We start from the raw sequence: 3,022 nt of genomic DNA on the forward strand, positions 1-3,022 counted from the left end.
ACCAGCCAGACCACCCGCCCCGGATGGCTGTGGGTGAGACGGGAAAAAAAGTTAGACCAGGCAATGGAGCCTGCATAGGCATTGGTCACATTGATCTTCATCTGGCAGAGAATGACCATCACCGCAGCCAGAATCAGCGATAACGCGGGAGAATGGGTCAGATCATAGAACACGCGCTGATACATATAGGTTGGATCGGTCGCCTGTTCAAAAGGCATCAACTGAGTAAACGCCAGATAGGCAAGAAAAGACCCAAGCAACATCTTGATCAATCCAACCCACACCCAGCCGGGACCGGACAACACCAACCAGAACCACCATTGCTTGCGGTTTTCTTGAGTCTTGGGCGGCATAAAGCGCAGGTAATCCGCCTGCTCACCAATCTGCGCGACCAGCGCAAAAAATACGGACACCGCCGAGCCAAACAGCACCAGATTAAAGCTGTCGCCTTGCGGATAATCCGGCGCCACAAACTGAGTCCAGCCATTCAGGCTGTCATATTCATGCATCAGCACGACGGCCAACGCCCCGCACTGAAGCAATAGCCAGATAAACTGAGTGCCCACCTGAAACTTACTGATCGCGGTAATGCCGTGGGTCACAATGGGTATCACCGCTACCGCGCAGATCACATAGCCCAGAAACAGCGGGACACCGAGCAATGCGTGCAATGCCGACGCAAGAATTGCGGACTCAATGGCGAAGAATATGAAGGTAAACGAGGCATAGATCAGCGATGTGATCGTTGATCCGAGATAACCAAATCCTGCACCACGGGTCAGCAGATCAATATCCAATCCATGCTTTGCGCAGTAGTATGCGATAGGAAATCCGGTGACAAACAGCACCAGACAGACCGCCAGCATCGCCCATAGAGTATTGGTAAAGCCATAACTCAGGGTGACTGCTGCCGCCAAACCTTCCAGCGCCAAAAACGACGCTGCACCCAAGGCGGTCATCCCTACCTTGGCGATGGTCATGTGCCGCCCCCTTACTGCAGTAAAGCGCAGGGCATAATCTTCCAGCGTCTGATTAGCGACCCAGCGATTATAGTGACGGCGTTCTTTAAATATTCTTTGTGACGCACTCATTTAGTTCATTCGACTCGTAACGACGCACCACAAGGAGGCAAGGACGGGCAACATGGAGCCATCCTTCAATTCATCAAAAAAGCCTATATCCCGTGAAATCAAAGGCCTTAACTATCAATACGTTATTCAGTCGGCATACTGTGCTGCGAAAAGTAACAAGACAACTGCAGGGTTTGTGCCATCCACTGCAGGAATATGTAAAGGAGGGACAAAACACACGAGGGACAGACCGATTCAAAGGCAGGAGCTGTATGATCAGAGGAGACTTAGACTGATCTATTCCCTATATCAGCTAGTCGAAAATGCCGAAATAACACCGTCTAAGACAGAAACATCTGAGCTTTGCCCGGTCAAAGTGACCAACGCATTACCGGCGATCACAGCCACATCGGCAATATCCGCATCCGGAAATACAGGTACAACGGCGGGATCGATATAGATATCCAGCACCATGGCAACATACTGATTGGTTACGGCGGTGTCCCCCGCATTAAGGGCGTCTGAGTTCGCCGATAAAAAGCTGTTAAGTTCCACCACCTCCTGAGCATCAACCGCTTTCAATGCGTTGATCAACGTACCGTAGAATATGGACTCCAGCGTTTCTGCGGTTGCTGGCAGGTCTCCCAAGCCCGGTACACCCAAGTCCGCCTCAGAAAATATGCCATCCCCGGCTCCTAGATAACTTGAAGGATCAAATGCATCAAAATATGCCTGCTCTCCGGTGATAGCAATCACATCAGCACGGATACTCAGTGTGGAAAGCTCTCCCGTATAGTTATTTAGCGTCACAAGGTCATACAGCGCATTTAGATCGTCAGATAGGAGGGTGATCGAGTCGGTATCAGGAGGGGTGACCGAATCAAGTATGCTGCTATCGATACCAACCGAATTAAAAAAGCCGACGACATCGTCACGGGTGACCCCGCCGTATATTTCGGCGAGCATCTCATTAGTTACCCCGTAGTTGCTTGCAGTGTCGAAGATTACGGAAGGTGACGCGATATTGTTGAGTATAAAGCTACGTGCTTGCTCAACAGTAACACCAAACTGAGCCAGATGAGTTGACGCTGACATAACACACTCCTTTAGCTATTCACGTATAAGAGATACCAAACCTCTCCTAGCAACTACACGTATATTTCAAGCTAACAATCTGGAGAATGAGCAATCGTATAGATCAAATATAGTACGTCTAGCACAAGGTGTTACTGTGCAGATCAGTTTGGAACGCCATCAACAAGACAAAAAAAAGCCCCCAGAGCGGAGGCAGAAAAACGCCAGATCAGGCCAGATCCGGCGGAGTGAGAGCGTGGAGAAGCTCAAACAAGTGACTTGATCGAATGAGCAGTATTACTCCGACGCAGCAATCAGACTGGCGTTACCACCCGCAGCTGTGGTGTCGACACACAGGTGACGTTCCATCACAAAACGTTCTGGCGCATTCACTTCGGTGATCAGTGGCAACAACACACCATCGCGAACCGCCAACGCCTGACGGTAATCACGCAGAGTGCTGCTATCTGCTTGACTGGTGACTGCCGCAAAACCTTCGGCTGCGCTCAGTGCGCTTGGCACCACCAACCCTTCAACGGCAACCACCGGCAAACCCACTTCGCCTGCGTTGCGTGCCCAGCTTTCAACACCCGGCGCAACCAGCACCACGGCATTACCTTGTGCCAGCGCAACTGCCGCTTGCTGCAACGCGGTGTCTTTATCCGGTCCAAGGCAAAGCACGACGCCACGTGCCATGTCAGACAGGAGGTTCAGCTCGCCAGTCGGTCCCGGCATCGCTTCGGCGTCGCCGCCCAGTACAGAGATTTCAGCACCGATGTCACCCAGCAAACCGATCAGTTTGCTATGACGTTCAGTATCTTCTGCCCAGGCTTTTGCCTGTACAGAGTTATTCAGCTGATCAATCGCTGACTGCAATG

The 3,022-nt window shown here is 51.4% G+C and carries 2 protein-coding genes and 1 pseudogene; all 3 read right to left on the reverse strand.

Annotated elements, in window-relative coordinates:
* On the reverse strand, positions 1-1,091 hold a 1,091-nt coding region (locus ABYW01_RS17920; RefSeq protein ID WP_372835440.1), incomplete at its 3' end, for a cytosine permease.
* A gap of 288 nt (positions 1,092-1,379) precedes the next feature.
* The gene (locus tag ABYW01_RS17925; RefSeq protein ID WP_372835442.1) at positions 1,380-2,165 is read right to left on the reverse strand and encodes a hypothetical protein; all 786 of its coding nucleotides are present in this window, start codon (positions 2,163-2,165) and stop codon (positions 1,380-1,382) included.
* 276 nt (positions 2,166-2,441) lie between these two features.
* Positions 2,442-3,022: pseudogene (locus tag ABYW01_RS17930) on the reverse strand (bifunctional proline dehydrogenase/L-glutamate gamma-semialdehyde dehydrogenase); the annotation flags it as partial.

Origin of the sequence: Pontibacterium sp. (genome assembly GCF_041587635.1) — a bacterium.
Classification (GTDB): Bacteria; Pseudomonadota; Gammaproteobacteria; order Pseudomonadales; family Balneatricaceae; genus Pontibacterium.

Coding starts and splice junctions, on each gene's coding strand:
- ABYW01_RS17925 (WP_372835442.1), bottom strand. CDS start 2,165: ATGTCAGCGTCAACTCATCTGGCTCAGTTTGGTGTTACTGTTGAGCAA.